Origin of the sequence: Synechococcus sp. A15-62, assembly GCF_014280075.1 — a bacterium.
Taxonomy (GTDB): domain Bacteria; phylum Cyanobacteriota; class Cyanobacteriia; order PCC-6307; family Cyanobiaceae; genus Parasynechococcus.
Genome location: NZ_CP047950.1, coordinates 1,920,357 through 1,937,413 on the forward strand (window position 1 = coordinate 1,920,357; position 17,057 = coordinate 1,937,413).

Annotated in this window: 22 protein-coding genes and 1 pseudogene; 16 read left to right on the forward strand and 7 right to left on the reverse strand. The window is 57.8% G+C overall.

Features of this window, described 5'->3' with window-relative positions; translation table 11 throughout:
- The first annotated feature begins 15 nt into the window (after positions 1 to 15).
- Entirely contained in the window at positions 16 to 345 is a 330-nt protein-coding gene (locus SynA1562_RS10985) for an MscL family protein (protein ID WP_186493878.1), read from the forward strand.
- Positions 346 to 507: 162 nt separating this feature from the next.
- The gene (locus tag SynA1562_RS10990) at positions 508 to 681 is read left to right on the forward strand and encodes a hypothetical protein (RefSeq protein ID WP_186493879.1); all 174 of its coding nucleotides are present in this window, start codon (positions 508 to 510) and stop codon (positions 679 to 681) included.
- A gap of 6 nt (positions 682 to 687) precedes the next feature.
- Here SynA1562_RS10990 and SynA1562_RS10995 read toward each other — a convergent pair whose 3' ends face one another.
- Genes SynA1562_RS10995 through SynA1562_RS11015 form a run of 5 tightly spaced genes read right to left on the reverse strand, consistent with a single transcriptional unit; the run spans position 688 to position 5,780 of the window.
- The gene (locus tag SynA1562_RS10995) at positions 688 to 1,968 is read right to left on the reverse strand and encodes a SufS family cysteine desulfurase (protein WP_186493880.1); all 1,281 of its coding nucleotides are present in this window, start codon (positions 1,966 to 1,968) and stop codon (positions 688 to 690) included.
- Positions 1,965 to 3,143 carry a SufD family Fe-S cluster assembly protein gene (locus SynA1562_RS11000; RefSeq protein WP_186493881.1) on the reverse strand — a complete coding sequence of 393 codons (1,179 nt, stop codon included), beginning with the start codon at positions 3,141 to 3,143 and terminating at the stop codon, positions 1,965 to 1,967. The genes SynA1562_RS10995 and SynA1562_RS11000 overlap by 4 nt, the downstream gene beginning before the upstream one ends.
- A 2-nt stretch (positions 3,144 to 3,145) precedes the next feature.
- Positions 3,146 to 3,934 carry a Fe-S cluster assembly ATPase SufC gene (sufC, locus tag SynA1562_RS11005; RefSeq protein ID WP_186493882.1) on the reverse strand — a complete coding sequence of 263 codons (789 nt, stop codon included), beginning with the start codon at positions 3,932 to 3,934 and terminating at the stop codon, positions 3,146 to 3,148.
- A 44-nt stretch (positions 3,935 to 3,978) separates the two neighbouring features.
- The gene (sufB, locus tag SynA1562_RS11010; protein WP_114988686.1) at positions 3,979 to 5,418 is read right to left on the reverse strand and encodes a Fe-S cluster assembly protein SufB; all 1,440 of its coding nucleotides are present in this window, start codon (positions 5,416 to 5,418) and stop codon (positions 3,979 to 3,981) included.
- 5 nt (positions 5,419 to 5,423) lie between these two features.
- Positions 5,424 to 5,780 (reverse strand): ferredoxin-thioredoxin reductase catalytic domain-containing protein, encoded by a 357-nt coding sequence (locus SynA1562_RS11015; protein ID WP_186493883.1) that lies wholly within the window; start codon positions 5,778 to 5,780, stop codon positions 5,424 to 5,426.
- A gap of 158 nt (positions 5,781 to 5,938) precedes the next feature.
- On the opposite strand from SynA1562_RS11015, the gene SynA1562_RS11020 reads away from it, so the two are divergent.
- From SynA1562_RS11020 to SynA1562_RS11070, 12 genes and pseudogenes are all read left to right on the forward strand, one after another.
- Positions 5,939 to 6,583, forward strand: coding sequence for a metalloregulator ArsR/SmtB family transcription factor (locus SynA1562_RS11020; protein WP_186493884.1), 645 nt, complete (start codon positions 5,939 to 5,941; stop codon positions 6,581 to 6,583).
- The gene (locus tag SynA1562_RS11025; RefSeq protein ID WP_186493885.1) at positions 6,583 to 6,921 is read left to right on the forward strand and encodes a hypothetical protein; all 339 of its coding nucleotides are present in this window, start codon (positions 6,583 to 6,585) and stop codon (positions 6,919 to 6,921) included. Before SynA1562_RS11020 ends, SynA1562_RS11025 begins: the two co-directional genes overlap by 1 nt.
- A 62-nt stretch (positions 6,922 to 6,983) precedes the next feature.
- Positions 6,984 to 7,577: a phycobiliprotein lyase gene (locus SynA1562_RS11030; protein ID WP_186493886.1), complete on the forward strand. Its 594-nt coding sequence runs from the start codon at positions 6,984 to 6,986 to the stop codon at positions 7,575 to 7,577.
- A 90-nt stretch (positions 7,578 to 7,667) separates the two neighbouring features.
- On the forward strand, positions 7,668 to 8,456 hold the full coding sequence (locus tag SynA1562_RS11035; protein WP_186493887.1) for a phycobilisome rod-core linker polypeptide: 789 nt from the start codon (positions 7,668 to 7,670) through the stop codon (positions 8,454 to 8,456).
- A gap of 184 nt (positions 8,457 to 8,640) precedes the next feature.
- On the forward strand, positions 8,641 to 9,714 hold the full coding sequence (locus SynA1562_RS11040; RefSeq protein WP_186493888.1) for a DUF4912 domain-containing protein: 1,074 nt from the start codon (positions 8,641 to 8,643) through the stop codon (positions 9,712 to 9,714).
- Positions 9,705 to 9,911 carry a hypothetical protein gene (locus tag SynA1562_RS11045; protein ID WP_186493889.1) on the forward strand — a complete coding sequence of 69 codons (207 nt, stop codon included), beginning with the start codon at positions 9,705 to 9,707 and terminating at the stop codon, positions 9,909 to 9,911. The genes SynA1562_RS11040 and SynA1562_RS11045 overlap by 10 nt, the downstream gene beginning before the upstream one ends.
- A gap of 39 nt (positions 9,912 to 9,950) precedes the next feature.
- Positions 9,951 to 11,135, forward strand: coding sequence for a phospholipase D-like domain-containing protein (locus tag SynA1562_RS11050; RefSeq protein WP_370593205.1), 1,185 nt, complete (start codon positions 9,951 to 9,953; stop codon positions 11,133 to 11,135).
- Positions 11,125 to 11,352, forward strand: coding sequence for a phospholipase D-like domain-containing protein (locus tag SynA1562_RS13165; protein ID WP_370593206.1), 228 nt, complete (start codon positions 11,125 to 11,127; stop codon positions 11,350 to 11,352). Before SynA1562_RS11050 ends, SynA1562_RS13165 begins: the two co-directional genes overlap by 11 nt.
- 262 nt (positions 11,353 to 11,614) lie before the next feature.
- Positions 11,615 to 11,719 (forward strand): annotated as a pseudogene (locus tag SynA1562_RS11055) (tetratricopeptide repeat protein); the annotation flags it as partial.
- A 21-nt stretch (positions 11,720 to 11,740) separates the two neighbouring features.
- Positions 11,741 to 12,229, forward strand: coding sequence for a hypothetical protein (locus tag SynA1562_RS11060; protein WP_186493890.1), 489 nt, complete (start codon positions 11,741 to 11,743; stop codon positions 12,227 to 12,229).
- 77 nt (positions 12,230 to 12,306) lie between these two features.
- A complete protein-coding gene (locus SynA1562_RS11065) occupies positions 12,307 to 13,437 on the forward strand; it encodes a bifunctional 2-polyprenyl-6-hydroxyphenol methylase/3-demethylubiquinol 3-O-methyltransferase UbiG (RefSeq protein ID WP_186493891.1) in 1,131 nt (376 codons plus the stop codon).
- 226 nt (positions 13,438 to 13,663) lie between these two features.
- Positions 13,664 to 14,035, forward strand: coding sequence for a hypothetical protein (locus tag SynA1562_RS11070; protein ID WP_186493892.1), 372 nt, complete (start codon positions 13,664 to 13,666; stop codon positions 14,033 to 14,035).
- A 14-nt stretch (positions 14,036 to 14,049) separates the two neighbouring features.
- Here the strand turns inward: SynA1562_RS11070 and SynA1562_RS13110 are convergent, their stop codons facing one another.
- Both SynA1562_RS13110 and SynA1562_RS11080 read right to left on the reverse strand, forming a co-directional pair.
- Positions 14,050 to 14,187, reverse strand: coding sequence for a hypothetical protein (locus SynA1562_RS13110; protein ID WP_255445660.1), 138 nt, complete (start codon positions 14,185 to 14,187; stop codon positions 14,050 to 14,052).
- A 119-nt stretch (positions 14,188 to 14,306) separates the two neighbouring features.
- A complete protein-coding gene (locus SynA1562_RS11080) occupies positions 14,307 to 14,657 on the reverse strand; it encodes a hypothetical protein (RefSeq protein ID WP_186493894.1) in 351 nt (116 codons plus the stop codon).
- A 111-nt stretch (positions 14,658 to 14,768) separates the two neighbouring features.
- Here SynA1562_RS11080 and SynA1562_RS11085 point away from each other — a divergent pair, with 111 nt between their 5' ends.
- Both SynA1562_RS11085 and SynA1562_RS11090 read left to right on the forward strand, forming a co-directional pair.
- Entirely contained in the window at positions 14,769 to 16,427 is a 1,659-nt protein-coding gene (locus tag SynA1562_RS11085; protein ID WP_186493895.1) for an alpha-D-glucose phosphate-specific phosphoglucomutase, read from the forward strand.
- A 170-nt stretch (positions 16,428 to 16,597) separates the two neighbouring features.
- The gene (locus tag SynA1562_RS11090; RefSeq protein WP_186493896.1) at positions 16,598 to 17,044 is read left to right on the forward strand and encodes a hypothetical protein; all 447 of its coding nucleotides are present in this window, start codon (positions 16,598 to 16,600) and stop codon (positions 17,042 to 17,044) included.
- The last annotated feature ends 13 nt before the right edge of the window (positions 17,045 to 17,057 follow it).

Here is a 17,057-nt window from a genome sequence, read left to right on the forward strand (position 1 = left end):
TTCAATAGTCAGATCATGTTTCAGCGGTGGCGCCGGGAATTTGTCGAGTTCTTCTTCACAAAGGGAAGCGCCCTGACAGTCGCCATTGCATTCATTGTGGGGCAGCAATTCACACGAATTGTTGACTCAGTCACGAAAGACCTCTTGATGCCTCTCCTGAATCCATTGGTTCCTAAAGGCAGCTTCCAAGATCTCAAGATTGACTATTTCGGCGGCGCCATTGAAATTGGCAAGCTCGTTGACACCATCATCGAGGCCCTCCTGGTGGCCTGGATGCTGTTCCTCATCTTTAAGGCAATCAAACGGATTGAGCGGCAAACCTCAGGATCCACGGAAGAAACATAGGCAATTGGGAGCTGAGCTAGCAAATGGTTACAACCCACACAACCCCGTTCAGCAGATGTAATGGGTTGAACCAGCAACCAGCAGCAACAGTCAACCTGTGCCCCACGGAACCCACGGAGGAGGTGTGTTCCTGAGAATCTCGTGAAAGTTCTTTCAGATTCGATGCGGATCCTGCGTTATCGCGGCAACAGCTACGCCAGCCCTGAACCGATCAACGCAACGCCCCGTCCCGGTGCACGCTCCTACCGCTGGGTGAAGTACGCCATCGAAACCAACAAGGTTGTTCCCCTGCGGCAACGCGAAGCCGCAGCTCACAACGATCAGCTGGCGGCCTGAGCCGACTTAGCTGTGCTCGCGCAGGAAGGCGACCGTGAAAGCGAGCTCTTCGCTGAAGCGGTCGATCTCTTCAAAGGTGCTGGTAAAGCTCAGGCTGGCCCGCGCTGAAGCTGTCACGTCATAAATGCGGTGCAGGGGCTGACAGCAGTGGTGACCACTGCGGATGCAGATCCCGGAGGCATCGATCAGAGCGGCGATGTCGTTGGCATGCACGCCATCCACAAGGAATGTGGCGAGGGCACCACGCTCGGGCTGTTGATCCGGCGTCGGCCCCAAGACCCGCACACCATCAATGTCCTGCAGCCGAGCGAAAAGATGCCGGGTGAGCTGCGCCTCCCAGGCCTGAATCGCCTCAAGACCCACCATCTGCAGATAGCGAATCGCTGCCCCCATGCCCACCGCCTCACCAATGGCAGGGGTGCCCGCTTCGAACTTATGGGGCAACACCGCCCAGGTGCTGTGGTCCAGGAAAACGTCCTGAATCATCTCGCCGCCGCCCAAAAAGGGAGGCATCGCCTCCAGCAGCGACTCCCTCGCCCAGAGGAATCCCATGCCGGTGGGACCACAGAGCTTGTGGGACGAGCCGACCAGGAAGTCGGCATCGAGGGCCACCACATCAATGGGCTTGTGAGCCAGGCTCTGGCAGGCATCCACGAGCACGCAGGCTCCAACGGCATGGGCCGCGGGGATGACCTGATCGAGGGGATTGCAGCAACCCAGGGAATTGCTGATGTGCACCAGGCTCACGAACCGAGTGCGCTCATTGAGCTGGGCCCGAAAATCCTTGAGATCCAGCTCGCCGGAATCGGTGATGCCCACATGGCGCAGCACGCAGCCGGTGCGCTGGGCCAATAGCTGCCAGGGCACCAGGTTGCTGTGGTGCTCCATCACCGTGAGGAGAATTTCATCCCCTTGCTTGAGGTTGGCGTCACCCCAGGTGCGCGCCACCAGATTGATGGCTTCGCTTGCATTGCGGGTGAAGACAATCTCCCGGGGACTGGCGGCGCCAATGAAGGCCGCCGTCGTGCTGCGGGCCGCTTCAAAGGCATCGGTGGCACGGGCACTGAGTTGGTGAGCGCCGCGATGCACGTTGGCGTTGTCGCTGCTGTAGTAGTGCTGCAGCGCCTCGAGCACCTGACGGGGCTTCTGGCTGGTGGCAGCGTGATCGAGATAAATCAGCGGCCTGCCGTCCGGAGCACGCTGTTCAAGAATCGGAAAATCGGCACGATATCGATACGATAGATCCACAAAATCAGCACTGGATCGTGCTTCAGCAGCGATCGTCATAGGGCAAGACTCTCCATCACGCGCTCCAGGGGGCGCCAGGCCTGCGCAGCTTCAGGTAGCTGCGCGATCACCTCCTGACAGGCACCGCGTAGCAGCAGCGCCGTTGCATCCGTCGCAGCGATGCCCCGACTCTGGAGATAGAACAACTCATCGTCCTGAAGCTGCGACACGGTGGCGCCATGGGCGCAGCGCACATCGTCCGCCACGATCTCCAGCTCGGGTTTGGTGTCCACCCGGGCCCGGCCGGACAGCAGCAGGTTGCGGCTCAACTGCGCGGCGTTGGTGCGCTGCGCATCGCGGGGAACACTGATGGCGCCGTTAAAAATCGCGTGAGACTGGCCGCCGGCCAGGCATTTCTGCAACTGATCCAGCTCCCCCTCCGGCCCGTCGAAGCGAACCGCGGTGTGGGTGGCCAGCTGCTGCTCGGCGCCGGTGACAGCCAAAGCCTTAAGCACGGTCTCTGCCTGGCCATCCACCTGCACCACCCGGGGCTCCACCCGTCCCAGGTTCCAGCCTTGAACCACCGAAGTGAGGGCATAGGAGCTGCGGGGCTCCTGCTCGACGGCCAAATGAGCCATCAGCGATGACGCCCCATCTGCAGTGGCCAGAACGCCATGGCGCAGTTGGGCCTCCTGCCCCAGATGAACTTCCAGCACGTGACTGTGGGCCGACGCACCCTCAGCCAGCAGCACCTGCATCAGCTCCAGCTCTGCCTTTTCCTCCAACAGCAGCAGCACCCGCGTGGCGTTCAACCCGGCACCCGCCGCCAGGACCAGCTCCAACGGGCCAACCCGTCCCCGCACCCTGAGGGCCAGGATTTGCTGGGCTTTGGCATGGTTGAACTCCACGGGCCAGACCTGGGCACAACCGCAGCGATCGAGGGTGTGGCCGAGGGCCTGCACCAGCTCTTCGCCATTCAGCGCCGTGATTCCTTCCGGAAGCACCTGGCCGGCCAGGGGATCATCAAAACCATTGAGCACCAGACGGGTCACCCCGTCCAAGCTGGCCGGCAGAGACGTGGACAGTGGCGAGGCACTGACCGGCAACTCCGAGACAGCCGCAAGGCGTTTGAGGTCGGTGAGCCGCCAGGGCTCCTGGCGACGGGTGGGCAGACCAAGCTGTTCAAGCGCGGCTCGACCGCGCTCCTGCACCGGTGCCAGCACACTGCTCGCCATGGTCAAGCTGCTCCTTGAGCTGCCAGCTCCTGATCAACCCAGTCGTATCCGGTCTGCTCCAGCTCAAGGGCCAGCTCCCGTCCGCCGGTGCGCAGGATCCGGCCTGCCGCCATCACATGCACATAGTCCGGGGTGATCTCATCGAGAAGACGCTGGTAGTGGGTGATCAGCAGCGTGGCGTTATCTTCCGTCGCCAGCTGGTTCACACCACCGGCCACGATGCGAAGGGCATCGATATCCAGGCCGGAATCGGTTTCATCCAGGATCGCCACCACTGGCTCCAGCAGCGCCATCTGGAGAATCTCGTTGCGCTTTTTCTCGCCCCCGGAGAAACCTTCATTCACGCTGCGCTCAAGGAAAGCAGGATCCATCTGCACCACCTTGAGCTTGTCGTTCACGTGATCCTCGAAGGCAAAGGTGTCGAGCTCCTCTTCCCCCTGCTTTTCCCGCCGGGCATTGGTGGACACCCGTAGGAATTCCAGGTTGCTGACGCCAGGGATTTCAACGGGGTACTGAAATCCGAGGAAAACCCCCAGACGGGCCCGCTCTTCAGGCTCCAGCTCAAAAAGATCCTGGCCGCGATAACGAACGGTGCCGCCCGTGACCCGGTAAGCCGGATGCCCAGCCAACACCTTGGAGAGCGTGCTCTTACCACTGCCGTTGCGACCCATTACGGCATGGACCTCACCAGCCCGCACCTGCAGATTCACCCCCTTGAGGATGGGCTTGTCCTCGACGGAGGCATGCAGGTCTTGGATATCGAGCAGCAGCTCAGCGTCTGGGCGAATCACGGAAGGCGTTGTTTAAAAAAAGAGAGACAAGTTGGGGGAAGGGATCAGCCCACGGACCCCTCAAGTTTGAGGGCCAGCAATTTGTCCGCCTCAGCGGCAAACTCCATCGGCAGCTGATTGAAGACGTCGCGGCAGAAGCCGCTGACCATCATCGAGACGGCCTCTTCAAACCCGATGCCACGGCTCTGCAGGTAAAAGAGCTGGTCTTCGGAGATGCGACAGGTGCTGGCCTCGTGCTCGATGGCCGCCTGCGGCTGCTGCGAACGGATGTAGGGGTAGGTGTTCGCAGCGGCCTGATCGCCAATCAACATCGAATCGCATTGGCTGTAGTTGCGAGCGCCCTTGGCATTGGGTCCCATCTGCACGAGACCGCGGTAACTGTTGCTGGAGCGCCCTGCACTGATGCCCTTGCTCACAATCGTGGAGCGGGTGCGCGGTCCGACATGGACCATCTTGGTGCCGGTATCGGCCTGCTGGCAGTTGTTGGTGAGGGCCACGGAATAGAACTCACCCACCGAATCAGCTCCCTGGAGCACGCAACTGGGGTATTTCCAGGTGATGGCAGAACCGGTCTCCACCTGGGTCCAGCTGATGCGGCTGCGATCACCGCGGCACTGGCCTCGTTTGGTCACGAAGTTGTAAATCCCGCCGACGCCGTTTTCATCACCGGCGTACCAGTTCTGAACCGTGGAATATTTGATTGAGGCGTCGTCGAGAGCCACAAGTTCAACCACCGCCGCATGCAGCTGGTTGGTGTCGAACATCGGTGCTGTGCACCCTTCGAGATAACTCACCGAGGCTCCCTCTTCGGCGACGATCAAAGTGCGCTCGAACTGTCCGGTGTCGCCGGAATTGATCCGGAAGTAGGTAGAGAGCTCCATCGGGCACTCAACGCCCTTCGGAATGAAGACAAAGGATCCGTCGCTGAACACCGCTGAATTCAGGGCTGCGAAGTAGTTGTCGTTGCTGGAGACAACCGTGCCGAGGTAGCGCTCGATCAGCTCGGGATGCTCTTTGACCGCCTCACTGAAGGAGCAGAACACCACCCCGTGTTCCGCCAACTTCTCTTTGTAGGTGGTGGCAATCGAAACGCTGTCGAATACAGCATCCACGGCCACGTTGCTGAGGCGCTTCTGCTCACTCAGCGGGATGCCGAGCTTGTCGAAGGTTTCCAGCAGCTTCGGATCCACTTCATCGAGGCTGGCCTTCTTCTCCTGTTGCTTGGGAGCCGCGTAATAAACGATGTCCTGGTAGTCGATCTCGGGATAACCGAGGGCAGCCCAGTCGGGCTCCTCAAGGGTGAGCCAATGGCGAAACGCCTTGAGCCGGAACTGAAGCAGAAAATCAGGCTCCTCTTTCTTGGCCGAAATCAGGCGAACGACCTCTTCACTGAGACCTTTGGCGATTTTGTCGGTCTCAATCTCGGTAACAAAGCCGTACTTGTACGGCTGGCTGACGAGATCCCGTGTGGAGGTACTAGTCATTCAGCTCAGCCGGCGGTGGCGTTGATCGTTTCGGTGGTGATGGACTGCGTCTTCTCAGGGCAAGCGAAGGGGTTGTCCTCGGTGAGGAAGAGCATGCAGTGGCATTCCTTGCGCTCGCGCATCGGAACGCAGGGGCAGTTCCAGAAGGCCTGCGAGACCTCGGCCTCCTTGTCTTCGTAATGGCGGCATGGGCAAAGCGCTCCGCCCAAATCGTCTTTGTGACGTGCCAGACCCTTCAGAACAACCGCCGTCACGCTGGAGTCTGCACAGAAATAAGTGCCGGTGCGCTGCGCGTAAGTTTCAGCGAACTTGCGGATGACCTCCAGGCTTTCTGCTGTCGGCTCTTGAGGGGCGTCGGACATGGAAGTGGAGAGAGCGGCGAATTACGAAACCCCGCGGTTTCCTTACTGGAAGCCTAGGCCAACAGGCCTCCGGTCAGCGGGCTCCCCATTGTGACCCTCAACACGGCCGACATGCCGAGGCAATTCGGTGGCATCGTGTGGGGAGGTTTCGCCTCCCCATGAGCGCCTCGGCCCCCGCCAGCACCCGCGACGCCGTGCTCTCCCTGCTGCTGGAGCGCGGGGAGGAGGACGCTGGCACCCTCGCAGGGGCCGTGGGCATTTCCGTGCAGGCCATGCGGCGGCACCTGCGCTCCCTTGCCGACAGCGGCCTGGTCCGCGCCAGCAGCAATGCCAGAGGTCCAGGTCGTCCCAGCAACCGCTGGTGCCTCACCGACGAAGGACGGGCCCAGTTCCCCGATGGCAGCGGCCGCTTCGCCCTCGGCCTGCTGGATTCGATGCGCAGCCATCTCCCCGAAGCGACTGTGCGCCAGCTGCTCAATCAGCAGGCGGAATCGAAAGCAAGCCAATACAGGCAAAGCCTCGGCGAAGCCTCCCTGGAGGCTCGACTCGAACATCTGGCGCGGCTGCGGCGCGACGAGGGTTACGTAACCGTTTGCAGCCGGGACGACGACGGCATCAGCTGGCGGCTCGAGGAAGCCCACTGTTCTGTGCAGCGCATTGCCGAAGAATTCCCTGCGGTCTGCGACCAGGAATTGCTGCTGATTCGCCGCACCGTGCCGGACTGCCTGGTGGAACGGGTGCATTGGCGGCTCGAGGGGGGCCACGCCTGCGGGTTCCGCATCACCCCTTTGGCGCAGGGCTGATGGCCATCGACAGAGCCACGATTGAACGCATCGATTCAACCCTGCTGCCCCAGCTGGATCGCCATCACCTGCGGGTGCTGAGCCATTGCCTGGACAGCTTTCAATCCATGGCTGCTCCCGGGAGCACTGAAGCGATCCCCGACGAAAACCAACGGCGGCGCTGGTGCCAGCAACAACCCGTGGTCGCTGACGATCCGGCATTCCTCGACACCCTGCTATTGCAACTCAACGCCGCCGCCGATCAGCTGGATCAACTGGCCCACGAGCTGGGCAAGCCTCCCTTGGCGCTGACCCTCGACGATCTGATCAGCGCCGCAGAAGCCCGCTGCCGTGGCTGACAAGGCTGTCGTGGCTGACCGGGTCGGGCTGCCATCATCAATCCAATTCCCCAACGCCGGCGATGCTTGAGATCTCGGACGCCCTCAGCTTCTTTCGCCTGAGCTGTGGCCGCTGGACCTCACAGCGCAGCCAACACCACCTGCTGCATCGACGGGCCGAAGCCGGCGCCTCCTTCATCGTGGTGGAGGAACTGCTGAAGGGCGACGAGCGGCTCGCGGAGATCGCCGAGCGCAACAACGCCAGCGTCGAGCAGATCGTGGGCGGATGCTGGGTGCGCTGGAGTGGATCGATGGCCTGGGATCGCGCCGGTGAATCCCATGAAGACCAGACCATGTTCGGACTGATCCCCGAGGATGAAACAGGGCGATGCGGACTGCTGCTGCGGGATCGCGGCTACGCCGAGAAAGCGCCGGTGGAGGGCCAGTTCCGCATGGATGACGAAAACGGCCTGATCCTCACCACGGATTACGAAATGATGAGCTCCCTGGAGCGCTTCTGGTTCGCCAGCGAGAACGTGCGGCTTCGCACCAGCACAGTGCAAGGGCTCTCCAACAACGCCTCCTTCTGCATTGAGACCCGGCAACTGGATGACGTTGGTCAGACCAGCCCAGCGATGGCTTCGAAGGGAGCCGCTCTCGCTCCCTTCGGCTGGTAAGCACAAATACTTAGGGCAAGTATTACGGCATGTAATCGCTGCAACAGCAGCTGAAGGGGGCAAGACCCAACACTTCTACGATCGACGTCAGTGGATGCTGTAGCTCGCGTGGCCATTCCTCTTCTGGAGTACGCACCGATCACTCAGAACTCTCTGAGATCAGGTGTTCCGAACCTTCGTGTCGGCTCCGAGGAGGGATCCCGGGCTTATTCCCTGGAAATTGCAGACGATCGAGACAACTTCGACACCGTCGTGGAAGCCGGCTATCGGCAGATTTTCTTCCACGCCTTCAAAACGGATCGGGACGTCAACCTCGAGTCCCAGCTGAAGGATGGCCAGATCACCGTTCGCGATTTCATTCGCGGCCTGCTGCTCTCGGACACGTTCAAGCGCGCCTTCTACGGCTTCAACAGCAATTACAAAGTTGTCCGTCACCTCTGCGAGAGGATCCTTGGCCGCAAAGTGAACGGCAAGGGCGAAGAGCTCTCCTGGTCCATCGTGATTGCGACCAAAGGCCTGGAAGGTCTGGTGGATGTTCTGCTCGACAGCGCCGAGTACCTCGACGCCTTCGGCTACGACACGGTTCCTTACCAACGCAACCGCGTGCTTCCTGGCCGCGAGCTCGGTGACACTCCCTTCAACATCACCACCCCCCGCTACGACGAGTACTACCGGAACATTCTTGGCTTCCCCCAACTCGTTTTTACTGGCGGGCCTGCCAAGAGGCTGCCAGAACGCGCGAAGATCAAAAAGGGTGGGTCTCCGCAGGACTACGTGGCCTGGGTGAGCGAAATCGGCAATCCCCGCCGAGTCGGCCCAAGCACCAGCGCCGATATGGACTACCTGACCAAGGTGCCGTATCGCACCATCGGCCGCTGATCCCAGCACCAAACCTGTTCAGAAAAGCGGGGCTTCGGCTCCGCTTTTTTTGTGTGTCTGACTGTGATCCCCGGGATCGACGTACCTCCAGTGGTCAGCATCCACTGACCCTTGGTCCCTAAACGCATCGAAAAGGAATTTTTCGGATCACAATGATCCCAAACGAAACCTGGAGTTTTTGGACGTGTCCCAAACCCTGTCATCACTGGCACGTCTCACCCTTCGTCAACTGCGTCAGATTGCTAGCGACTTAGGGGTGCCGCTCTACAGCCGCAAAAGCAAGGAGACCCTGGTCGACGAGGTTGCTCAGCGTCAGCAGAAGCGTGGTGGAGACCTGAAGGCCATTGAGGCGGAGCTCAACGCACCAGCCATGGACAGCAGTGAGACCCGCGTAGTGTTCCTGCCCCGTGATCCCCAGTGGGCCTACGTGTTCTGGGAGATTTCGGACACCGACCGGAAGGTGGCCCAGAAAGATGGCGCCAGCCGGCTCTGCCTGCGCTTGGCTGACGTGACCGGCATGCAGGACGGCAACGCCCATCCGCACACGTTGCAGGAAGTGCCCGTCGACAGCCACAGCACCGAGTGGTACTTGCCTGTTCCTCTCTGTGACAGGGATTATCGGGTTGAGCTGGGATACCGCATCGGCTCCAACTGGATGTCGTTGGCCTTCTCTTCAGTGGCCCGCGTTCCTGCTCTCCACCCCAGCGAGCAGATCCTTGATCAGTTCGTGCCCTTCAGCCTTGATGCAGCCCCGGCCGAACCGGTTGCAACTCCCGTCGCACCAATTGAGTCCAGCAATAGTGGTCTGCATGAGCGGCTCTACCAAAGCGCCACGGTTCACTATCAGAGACGTCGGGTTGGCTCTGAAGAATTCCAGGAAGGCTTCGACACTTCAGCTGACACCTCCGGCTTGAACGACTCAGGTGCGGGACTCTGGGCCAGCGGCCGTAACGAATCGGGCATTGGTGGCATAGCTCCTCGCCAACGATCCTTCTGGCTGGTGGCTGACGCGGAACTGATTGTCTACGGCGCCACCGACCCTTCGGCCCGTCTCACCATCGGCGGAGAAGAAGTGCCTCTTTCAACCGACGGCACCTTCCGGATTCAAGTGCCCTTCCGCGATGGCCAGCAGATGTACGCCATCGAAGCCACCGCTTCCGATGGAGAGCAAAAGCGCAACATCACGCTCAACTTTGAGCGCCAGACGCCCGAAGACAACAGCAACCCTGCAAGCGAAGCTCGCGCCGAGTGGTTCTGAACCCTTCTGATCCGAAAGCACCAGCGTCTCTGCGTTGGTTCGTGGCCATCACCCCTCTTGCTGGGGCGATGGTCTTTCCTTTGGTCGTGCCCCTGGTGATGGCACGGGTGGGCATTGGAGCCGGCGTGGGCGTCGCTCTCGTGCTGAGTGGACTTTGGTTTGTGGCGATGCTGAAGACATCGGAGATGCCCCACTGAAGATCGGGGAACTCTGATCAAGGCAAGGTCTTGGTCTGAATGCTGAAGAACACGCTGGGATGGATAGCAGCTGTTCTTCTCTGCAGTGGCTGCAGCCAGGCTGGATCGGTCGTAGGCAAAGCCCCGCCCGATCTGACGAGGCCCCATCAGATCGACGTGGCCTTCAACCACAACGCCAGATCGCGCTACCGATCACCCCTCACAGGGGACTGGCGCAATGGTGACGACATGGAGGCATGGCTGATTGACGCCATTGATGGCGCCAACGAAGAGGTGCTGGTGGCCGTTCAAGAGCTCAGCCTTCCGAAGATTGCCCAAGCGCTGATCGCTGCACAACAGCGAGGCGTTCAAGTTGCCGTGGTGCTGGAGAACAACTACAGCCAGGCCTGGAGCAAACTCCGGCCCAGCCGATTGAACCGGCGGGGCAGGCAACGCTGGCATCAGTTGAACAAACTGGCCGACAGCAATGGAGATGGCAGCACAAGTTCAGAGGAAGCCGTTCTCGGGGATGCCATTGCGCTACTCCAAGCGGCAACCATTCCACTGATTGACGACACCGAAGACGGGAGCGGCGGAAGCGGCTTGATGCACCACAAGTTTCTGGTGATCGACCAAACAACAGTGATTACAGGCAGCGCCAATCTCACCAGCTCCAGCCTCCACGGTGATACGGGGCGGCCCTCAAGCCGCGGCAATGTGAATCACCTGCTGCAAATCAACAGCCCTGAGCTGGCCTTGGTGTTCCGCCAGGAATTCGCCCAGATGTGGGGAGATGGCCCCGGCGGCGCGCAGGACAGTCGTTTTGGTCTGCAGAAAACAAAGGGAAGCGTGCAAACCGTGCAGGTGGGGGACATCCGCGTGGATGTGCTTTTTTCACCCCATCCTAAGAAGGATCGGAATCACGGGCTCAACCTGTTGGCAGAGCAATTGAAAGCCGCAAAAAAGAGCATTGATATGGCCCTGTTTGTGTTCTCTGCACAGCAACTCACCAACGCGCTGCGGGAGCAAATGAAGCAAGGCGTTGAGATCAGGCTGGTTGCGGATCCGGGGTTTGCAAGCCGCCCGTTTTCAGAAGTGCTCGATCTACTGGGGGGTCACCCTTCCAGATCACACCTGCAAGGTAGAAGCTGGCAATCGCCCACTGGAGCAGGGCCTGAAAGGGATCGGCACCCCTCGCCTCGCCCGTGGCGACAAGCTGCACCACAAGTTCGTCGTGATCGATAACAAAACCGTAGTCACAGGATCCTTCAACTGGTCGCCCTCAGCTGCTCACACCAATGACGAAACCCTGCTGGTGATCCACTCACCCCAACTCGCGAAACACTTCACCCGCGAAATGGATCGCCTTTGGGAGACCGCTGAACTTGGGATCACACCGCACCTCCAACGCAAACTCGATCGTCAAAAGATTCGATGCAGAGACGGGGTACTGAGAAGATGAAGAGCACTGGCTTCGCTCTAAACTCAAACAAGCGAAGAGAAATGAAGTGGCTGGATTTGGAGGGGAAGCACATGGAAAAACGAGTAAATCGGCGAAAAAGCCGCAACTAAATTTCCAGAAATGGTTCAACCTAGCCATTTATTCTCACAAAACGGGACGACTCCGAGAAGCCGAGTCGATTTATAAAAAAATGATCGCTGCGGGAACATCTGATCCTGCAGTGTTTTGCAATCTTGCAATCCTATGAAAGAACAGCGGCAGAATCGAAGAATCCCTTGAAAACTACGAACAAGCCTTAACTTTTGAGCCGGACGATCCCCAGATCTACAGCAACATCGGGAATCTATACCGAGACATCGGCAAGCTTGATCAAGCACTTCAGTTCACATTGAAGTCGCTCGATCTTGACCATCAGTCATCAACTTGCCAGATGAATTTAGGCAGCATTTACCGAGACCTTGGAGAAACAGATGAAGCCCTAAAAGCCACCATTAAGGCGATCGAGCTAGACGAAGGAAACATCGAAGCACTGCAAAATTTGAAAAGCATTGCCAGTGACATCAAGATCAATACTTTCAATAGGGACTACGCTAAAAAAGCCTACGAAGTGCTGCTCAATTGCAATGACTTTTCCCACCACAAATTGTGTCAATTGTTCGTTCAAGAACACTTGAATGACATCGAAAAAGCCACCAATGCAGACAGCATCATCTCAGACAACAACCAGGCTTTTGATCGACTGGCATCAGACTGGAGATTCAGAAAGTCACTGACAATACTGATCCCACCTCACCAGAAGATTGAGGAGTTCCTCACTCGCCTTAGAAAAGATTTCCTGATTCAAACCAAAAGCGACTGCCCAATACCTTCAAGCTAAAAACACTCCTGGAGGCACTGGCAACACAATGCTTCCTGAATGAATATGTTTATTGGCAATCAAACGAAGAACAACAATTGGTTGAGAATCTGATTAAAAAAGCCAAGCAAAGCAGAGCAGCTTTCAGGGAATATTTGCCCATTATTGGCTGCTATACACCCATCCATAGCATCACCACTCAAGAAGACATCAACAAGTACCCCATCAATAGCGACGAGAACAAGGCCTTCATCGACACCCAATACAACGAGGTCGAAACAGAGAAGAGCATCAAAGCCCGACTCAATGGCAGCAATGAAATAACCGACAAGATCTCACTTGCAGTCCAGAAGATGTACGAAGAAAATCCATACCCTCAATACAAACACGCAGACCACACCCATCCTCATTTCGCAAAACCAACAGCTGAATTCATCTCCTTAGAAACAACCATTGCGAATCCCTCGTTCAACCATGAACTCTTGGCGCCCAACTCCAGGCCAAAGATCCTGATTGCCAGATGCGGAACTGGAAACCAAGTGATTAACGCCAGCCGCTACAAAAATGCGCAAATCACAGCCATAGACATCAGCAAGAACAGCCTGTCGTATGCAGCTAGAAAATCGCAGGACTACAAGATGCAGAACGTTCAGCTCCGGCAACTTGATATTCTTGATGCAAGAATGCTTCCAAATAGCTACGACGTTATTGAATGCAGCGGCGTTCTGCATCACATGCAAGATCCGGCCACTGGACTGGCAGCACTCAACAGCAAACTGAAGCCAGGTGGCTACATCAAGATCGGCCTATACAGCAAACTTGCCAGACATAACGTGACAGCAGCACGAGAGCTGATCAAGAGCCTGGGCATTCAAAGCACGCCAGAGGGCATCAGAGATTTTCGCAGACGAATATTCAACGATGGTCAGCACGAACTGAAAAACTTATCGATCCTTGTGAATGACTTCTATTCGCTCTCCGAATGCCGCGATCTTTGCTTTCACGTTCAAGAGCATCAATTCACCACAGAGAGCCTGCAAAAACTCTTAGAGGCCGAAAATCTGGAATTTTGCTGCTTCATGGTGCCAGAAACAATCAAGATGGCATACCACCGCTCTTTTCCAGAGGACACCAATGGAACATCACTGAGCAGTTGGGGAGAATTCGAGAACAACAATCCATCCACTTTTCAAAGCATGTATCAATTCTGGGCTTACAAACGGTTGTAGCCGTTTACGGCGGATGCAATCGCATCGAGACAGCCCAGGGCGATCAAACCAGGCAATCAACCAACAAAAAGCGATCAGCCGTTATCAACGAGCACAATGAAAAATTTCGTGGAAAGAAAAAAAATGCAGAAAAGACTTGAACATTCAATCCATGATCAAACACTTTCTTGACCTAGCGTCAGTGAATACTGTCTGCAGTTGATCAGAAGCACGCCAGAATGATCCCATGACATCCAAGTTCACACGCGTCCTGCTGCTGCTCGCCATTGCAAGTCCGGCAATGGCGGCTGAGCCCTACGAGCCCTGGCCCAGCAAAGATCAATTGCACAGCATTGAACAGGCCGCCTATGCATGTTCTCGCGACAACGCAACGGAAGCGTGCGCGAGGGTTCGTCAGCTCGCAGATCCTTTGATGGATCACTCCAGGTTGCCGGGGCTCTGCAAAGACGTTCTGTGGACGTTGATGGATCAAGCCAAGGTTGCCAACACCAACGACTTCCGGCGAAAAGACAGCATCACCACGACAGCCCGGCGCATCCCAAAGGTGTGCGCCGAACCCGTGATCAAGAAGGAGAAACCAAAGTCACGTCAGGCATGAGCCTCGGCTGAACCTCAATCAAAGTCGAAGCTGAACCGCTGGCCCTGCATCAGGGTGGCCACCTCGCCGCGAACGGCATCCAAGAGCGCCACGCTCACGTCGGGATGTTTCTTGATCTCGTCCACGAACATCTGCACATCGGCAGCAGTCAATCCATGGCTGCTGATTCTGGAATCAACCTTTCCGCGGAACGTCTCCAGAAGACAGATTTGATCAGCATCGAGGGGCTTTGAACCGGGATGGGTGACGTCCATCGAAGAAACAGAGGCACTCAGTTGGATGTCGCTGAATCACCAAGCAGATCAAGCAAGGTCTCGGATGTAGCGATCATGTCGCTCATGCTGAGTTCGCTTTCCTGACCAGCAATTTCGGAAGCCAACTCACACGCCGTTGAGGAGTGGCCGGATACATCACAACTGTTGGACAACCTCAAGATGGCATTGGAAAACTTGCCACGCAGGCATTCTTCCGAACCTGACTGATCGATTACAGCATTGGCGGCAGTCACGGCTTGCTGAGAGGCCTCTTGCAAAGGAAGGGACCGTTTCCAGCTCTGCGATGCGCCAACGGACGACGTCGTGCAGGCCATTGCGACGATCCACAGCAGCAAAGAGCGATGCATGGTCGACGGATCTGGTGCGGGCCAAAGGGTAGCGGCAACAACTGGTCGCGCCTGACGCCTCGTAAACGGATTTCCATGTTTAGGTTTCGCATACAGCCCCCATCCGTCGTGATGACCGCCTCGGCCCCTGCGCAACCGACCCAACGCCAGGTGCGCCTGGACGCTCCCTTCACCGACCAGAAGCCTGGGACGTCCGGCCTACGCAAGAGCAGTCGCCAGTTCGAAGAGCCCCATTACCTCGAGAGTTTCATCGAAGCATCATTCCGCACACTTCCGGGTGTGCAGGGCGGCACCCTGGTTCTTGGCGGAGACGGCCGTTACGGCAACCGCCGGGCCATTGATGTGATTCTGCGGATGGGCGCCGCCCATGGCCTCAGCAAGGTGATCGTCACCACCGGCGGCGTCCTCTCAACGCCTGCCGCCTCCAACCTGATCCGGCAGCGCAAAGCCATCGGCGGAATCATCCTGTCCGCCAGCCACAACCCCGGTGGTGAGAACGGCGACTTCGGCGTCAAGGTCAACGGCGCCAACGGTGGGCCTACCCCTGCCTCCTTCACCGATGCGGTGTTTGAGTGCACCAAGACCCTGGAGCAGTACACGATTGTTGAGGCGCCAGTCATCCCTCTGGATGCCCCTGGGCTGCACAGCATCGGCGCGATGCAGGTGGAGGTGATCGACGGCGTCGATGATTTCGTTGCCCTGATGCAGGAGCTGTTCAACTTCGATCAGATCCGCGATCTGATCCGCAACGATTTCCCGCTGGCCTTTGATGCCATGCATGCCGTCACCGGGCCCTACGCCACCCGCTTGTTTGAGGAGCTTCTGGGTGCGCCGGCGGGGAGCGTACGTAATGGCACCCCCCTAGAAGACTTCGGCAACGGTCACCCCGACCCCAACCTCACCTACGCCCACGACCTGGCTGCATTGCTGCTCGAGGGTGACGACTACCGCTTCGGCGCCGCCTGCGACGGTGATGGCGATCGCAACATGATCCTCGGCCAGCGCTGCTTTGTGAACCCCAGCGACAGCCTCGCCGTGCTCACCGCCAACGCCACGCTGGCTCCGGCCTATGCCAACGGTCTGGCGGGTGTAGCCCGCTCGATGCCCACCAGCGCTGCGGTGGATGTGGTGGCCAAGGAGCTGGGGATTGACTGCTTCGAAACCCCAACGGGCTGGAAATTCTTCGGCAACCTGCTGGATGCCGGCAAGATCACCCTCTGCGGTGAAGAGAGCTTCGGCACCGGCAGCAACCACGTGCGCGAAAAAGACGGCCTCTGGGCTGTGCTGTTCTGGCTGCAGATCCTGGCCGATCGCCGCTGCAGCGTGGCCGAGATCATGGAAGAACACTGGAAGCGCTTCGGACGCCACTACTACTCCCGTCACGACTACGAGGCCGTCGCAAGTGATGCCGCCCATGGTCTCTACGAACGCCTCGAATCCATGCTGCCAAACCTGGTGGGCCAAGCCTTTGCCGGACGCGAAATCAGCACAGCTGACAACTTCAGCTACACCGATCCGGTTGATGGTTCTGTGACAACGGGCCAGGGTTTGCGCATCCTTTTGGACGACGGCAGCCGAGTGGTCGTGCGTCTCTCCGGAACAGGCACCAAGGGCGCCACGATCCGGATCTACCTGGAGAGCTATATGTCCAACAGTGGCGATCTCAACCAGGACCCCCAGATGGCTCTGGCCGAGATGATCAGTGCTATCAACGATTTGGCGGAAATCAAGCAGCGCACGGGCATGGATCACCCAACCGTGATCACCTGAGCGCGTCAGGGTGTGACGATGCAAACAAGACGCCTTTCCTAGCCCGGGGAAGGCGTCGATCTGAAAAGACAAACGAAATTCAGTGACAACCCAACCTGAACATCACAGGAAGGATCAACACAAAAAAGGGGGTATTGCGATATAGAATCCAAGGAATAAAGCACCGTCAAATGAATTCTTTAATCAAAAAATCACCAGCTATCGCTCTGGCATTCGCAATGAATGCAAATATTGCACAATCGCAGCAGCAGTTTTATTTCAACGCCAACTGCATTTCGCAAATTGAACTCGAAGAGCAGTGCAACGTTAGTTTCATGCGCAGATCCATGTCGGCCAGGTTTGACACGGGCAGAGCAACCAAAATCAAATACAGCAACATCCAAGCCTGGAATTACACCGACTCAACCAAGCTCAAGATGGATACAGAGCTGGCGGCTCGGATCGGCATCATCGGGCTTCTGTTCAAAAAAGCTGTTCATCGCCACGTCTTCAGCATCAACTACAGAGACGACTTTGGAGACAAGCAGAACATGATTGTGAACTTCAGCGATTCGCAATACGTGAACCCGATGCTCGCCGCCCTAAGACGCAAGGCCTCGTCAGCGGAAATCAATTAAAAAAGGGGCCTCA